1 protein-coding gene and 2 pseudogenes are annotated in these 4,729 nt (G+C 57.9%); 2 read left to right on the forward strand and 1 reads right to left on the reverse strand.

Going from position 1 to position 4,729, the window contains the following annotated elements:
• On the forward strand, nt 1–2,181 hold a 2,181-nt coding region (locus CO655_RS32770), incomplete at its 5' end, for a Ulp1 family isopeptidase (protein WP_097667955.1).
• Between the two features lie 229 nt (nt 2,182–2,410).
• Here the strand turns inward: CO655_RS32770 and CO655_RS32775 are convergent.
• Nucleotides 2,411–3,717, reverse strand: a pseudogene (locus tag CO655_RS32775) (helix-turn-helix domain-containing protein).
• A 700-nt stretch (nt 3,718–4,417) separates the two neighbouring features.
• On the opposite strand from CO655_RS32775, the pseudogene CO655_RS32780 reads away from it, so the two are divergent.
• Nucleotides 4,418–4,660, forward strand: a pseudogene (locus tag CO655_RS32780) (biotin/lipoyl-containing protein); the annotation flags it as partial.
• Nucleotides 4,661–4,729: the final 69 nt, after the last annotated feature.

The raw sequence follows: 4,729 nt of genomic DNA on the forward strand, positions 1-4,729 counted from the left end.
GGGTCGTTGAAGGACGATTTTAGGGGCTTTACCAAGGCTGAAGGAAGAATAAACGTGGGTTTTGATCGGCTGCGGCAGTATCTAGGCGCCGAGTCCCAGTTGAAGCAGCATGATCGTTATCCCGACGACGCCCGCATTATTGAGGCCTTGGCCAACGAAGAGCAGAGTAAGCTCGGACCGGTCTCGACTTCCCGGAAAAATGCCAGTAACCAACGAAAATTTAGCGATTGGCTCAAAAGGGAGGGCAGGGAGAGCATGGTCAGCCGACTCACCGGTACTGATGAGCAGCAACGGTCGTTGCAGGAGGATTTTAGGGCCTTTACTAAGGAGGAAGGAAAAAAAGTGGTCGTGAGTTTCAATCGGCTGCGGCAGTATCTAGGCGCCGAGTCGCAGTTGAAACAGCATGATCCTTATCCCGATGACGCCCGCATCATTGATGACCTAGCCAAGGAAGCGCTGAGCAAGCTCGGATCGAACTCGACTTCGCAGAGGAAAGTAGTCTTGAATCTGGCCAGCAATCAACGGAGGTTTAGTGATTGGCTCCGAAAGAAGGGTCGGGGGAGCATAGGCAGTCGCTTGACTGGCAGTGATCAGCAGCAACAGTCGTTAAAGGACGATTACAGTAACTTTACCAACGCTGAAGGAAAAAGAATAAGCGTGAGTTTCGATCGGCTGCGGCAGTATCTAGGCGCTGAGTCGCAGTTGAAACAGCATAATCCTTATCCCGACGACGCCCTCATGATTGATAGCTTCGCCAACGAAGAGCTGAGTAAGCTCGGACCGGACTCGACTTCGCAGAGGAGAGTCGTCTGGAGACTGGCCAGCACTCAACGAAAGTTTAGTGATTGGCTGCAAACCAGGGGTAGGGAGAGCATAGCGAGCCGGCGCAACGGCAGTGATCAGCAGCAATGGTCGTTGAAAACAGATTACCAAGACTTCACCGAAGACATGGGAAAACACACTATCTCTTTCAAGCGGCTTCGGCAGTACCAGCGAGTCGTTGAGGCGAACGCAGCGTCGGGGTTGTCCCCTGAGCCGGCAAGTGGCCGCGAACCGGCCGGTCTGGACGGCCGTTCGGATTCACGTGCCGAGTTCAGATCAACTTCGCCGCTGCAGCAGGTTGATCCACCGATCGAAAGCCGCAGCGGATTGTCGCTCGACCATACCGAATGGCTGGGCGACCAGCATATCCAGACGGATTATGAGCTGCTAATGCAGGACTTGCAGCGAAACGATCCGGATCTCGCCGCCAGGACGCGGCTTATCGATCCCCTGATAGCCCATTATCATCAGCGCCAGGGCGATGAGAGCACCGCGCTGAGCGCTTTCCAGCGCATCGTTAATGATCAGAATGGAAGAGATACAGCCGACTTCCTGTTCCTTCCAGTGAGCGATGCCAGTGCTTCGGATCCTGATCACCGCGGCACCCATTGGTCGCTGCTACTCGTTGACCGTCGCAACCGCGAGGGGCCGGCTGCCTATCACTATGACTCCTTCCGGGGCCAGAACGACGAGTTTGCAGCAATGCTCGCACAAAGGTTGGGTACCCGTCTGGAGCCCGTCCGCATGACCCAACAGCGGAACGGCTGTGAGGGCGGAGTCTTCGTGGTTGACGGCACGCGGGCGCTCGTTAGACGTCTGGCGCGAAGAGACCGGCCAGCCGTGCTGCACCTCGACAACCTCGTCGCCGATCGGGAGCAACTCCAACGACGTCTGAGCCCCGCGCCCAACAGTGCTCGAGCGGGGGCTGCGGCGGCTGAACCGGCGTCCTCCACACAGATCGCCGATCCCGCAGAGTTTTGGCATGGAGTGGCTCAACCCGGCCAGCTTCCCGATAGCTGGAATACAGCGACCTTCCGGCAGGATTTGCCGTCAGCTGCCTATTCACCGGTGCAAAGCGTCAATCCGCCAGACGCACCATGGGAGCAAAGCTTGGGGGCATCGATCTTCGGCACCCCACAGTACACGCTGCCTGTGGACGACTTGGGAGGATTTGTCCCTCCGAGCTGGCAACACGGCAATCAACCGGTACCAGATGACCTTCTGCCTGCAATGTACTTGTTTGAGTTGCTGCCGAGCGCGGACAAACCCCAGACCAGCATCACTATCCATGGTGTGCCCTACACGGCCACTCTGGGGCCATCAGGCATGGAGAACGACATTTACCTTTTCCTGCAATAGGGTGGAGATGGATCGAGCAATAGATGCCAGTCGTTCTTACATTCTAACTTTGCGGTTACAATTGCTGTCAAAGCTGATTAGAGGGGCGACATTGTCAGCCAGTTAGAAACGCGACGCTGGCTCTGATGATCAGCCCCGATCCGACCGGCTGGGCCGGGTTGAAAGGGCGGAGCGGGGGCGGGTGAGGGGCACCCATCGGCTTTAGCTTTAAGACGATGCGATCGACGCCTCACTCGGCAGCATCGCGCTTTGCCAGCGCAGCTTTATGGCGTTCGATGACGGCCGGATCGTTCGTAAAATCCTTCCGCCGTCCCGGACCGTGAGCACGTCGCACATAGCCGTTCATCTCGCTGTTGGTCATCACCACCGGCTTCGACGGCTGCTCCTGACGCTCCTTGATATAAGACAGAACGTCGCCGAGCCGTTTGTTCTCGGTGATCGCCGCATGCGTCACCCGCTGGTCCTTGTCGAAGGTTTTGTAGGGCAGGGAATGTCCCTTCCATCGTACATCGAGGCGGCCGTCGGCATAGGCATAGGTCTCGACATAGCGGCCGGCCAATCCGCGCGTCACGTCGCTCTCCTCCAGCATGATCCGCTTACGCTCGAACGAAAACGTCAGCTGCGATCCGACATAGCGCTGCTCGCGTTTGCACAGGATCTCTTTCAACCGATCCGGTGCAAGATTTACCGGCCGGTGCAGGTCATCGGATCGGGCAGGGACAATCGCAAACCGCCCATTGTAGTCCACCATGAAGCCCGGCAGAAATGCATTGCCTGCCTCCATGCTGTCGATGCCTGCCAGTCGCAATTCCTTGACCAGACGATCCTGCAGCGTCCGGTTCATCCGCTCGACACGGCCTTTGGCCTGGCTGGAGTTTGCACAGAGAATCTCGATATTTAGCTCCGAGAGTGCCCGAACTGGGTCATGCCCTGACCACCCTTGGCCTCCTTCTTCGTCACCCGGAAGACCGAGTGCTTGTCGGAATAAAAGGCAGAGCGCACGAACCGCAACTGCATCAACCGGCCCGTCGCATCGTCGACAAACACCAGGAGCGAGCACGGATCTCCACGATCCTCGAACCAGCGATGCTCGGACCCGTCGATCTGCACCAGCCCGCCATAGGCTTCGCGCCGCAAGCGCGGCTGATGAAACGTCCGCCGCTGCTTGCGTGACAGCCACAATCCGGCCTGCGTCATCCAGCCGCGCAACGTCTCGCGCGACACACGCAATCCATCGCGCTCGGCAAGCTTCTCGGCCGCCAGCGTCGGACCGAAATCCGCATAACGTTCACGAACCAGCGTCACCGCATAATCGCGAACACCATCGCTGATCCGGTTGTTCGACGGCCGGCCGATCGCCTTGTGCCGGATCGATGCCGCACCGGTCGTTCTGATGCGATCCAACAGCCGCCGCACCTGGCGCTCGCTGAGAGCAAGCACATGCGACGCCGACACCATCGTCATGCGGCCGTCGGCAACCTTCGACAAAACCGCGATCCGCTGCAGATCACGCTCGCTCATCGCTATCAATCCCATCTGCAATCTCCGCCGTCATCAAAACGGGGAGAGTGTGACATTCCAACTTTGCAGAATCAGGACACTTCAACTTTGCGGCTACAATATCCGGGATGGCTGCGGAGAAATGGCACCTGCTCCAAGTCATGTCCGGCAATTCTCCGGGAATCGGAGAATGGCCGATTGGTTATGCCTTGATATGGCACTCATCAAGCGGAATTTTGACGCATCGGAGGAGCTAAGCCAATCCTGGAGTATTGCCCCGGCCGGACGGTAGATCAACCCGGCCCTGACGGGTTCTGGCGAGGGATGCTCATGCGCGGCATATTGGGTTGCAAGGGACCCTTTGGGCGCTGCCTTCTGCTTCTTTAGTGGCTCCGCTGCCGCCGGCGGGATCGCATTCATTAACTCACTCGGGAACCTAGGAGCATTTGTGGGGCCGTTCGTTATAGGGTATCTCCGTAGTCAGCCCGGAGGTTTTTCCACAGGCCTATACGCTTTGGCAATCATGGGCCTAGCCGCGACAGTCATGTTGATTTTCCTCCTGCGCCTCCTGCGCCTCCTGCGCCAAACTCGATAGAAACAACCAGATGTTCTTGTGTTTGTTGTCACGTGAGCCGAGCTGGTTAGGTGCACAACGAGATGCGGCTCGGGTCCGCGAGGAACCAACAGCAAGAGCTCGCAAAATTCCTCAGCGTCACCGGCCGCCGTCTTCGCACCCAAGGCCGAACCCGGCAATGCCGCTCATGTCGGCGCACCGATGCCGGGCGCCATCTCGCGCGTCTTTGTGTCGCCCGGACAGGCGATCAATGCCGACGATGTGCTGGTGTCGACCGAAGCGATGAAGGTGGAAACGGCAATTCACGCCGAGGAGAACGGCACGATCGCCGAAGTTCTCGTCAAAGCCGGCGACCAGATCGATGCCAAGGACCTGCTTGTAACTATCGCGGCCGGTTCAGCGTAAAGTTCCATAACGTGCATTATGCTATTTGGGTGTTGTAGCCGCAAAGTTAGAATGTCCTGATTCTGCAAA

This window comes from Rhizobium sp. M1 (assembly GCF_002531805.1).
GTDB classification, from domain to species: Bacteria; Pseudomonadota; Alphaproteobacteria; order Rhizobiales; family Rhizobiaceae; genus Rhizobium; species Rhizobium etli_C.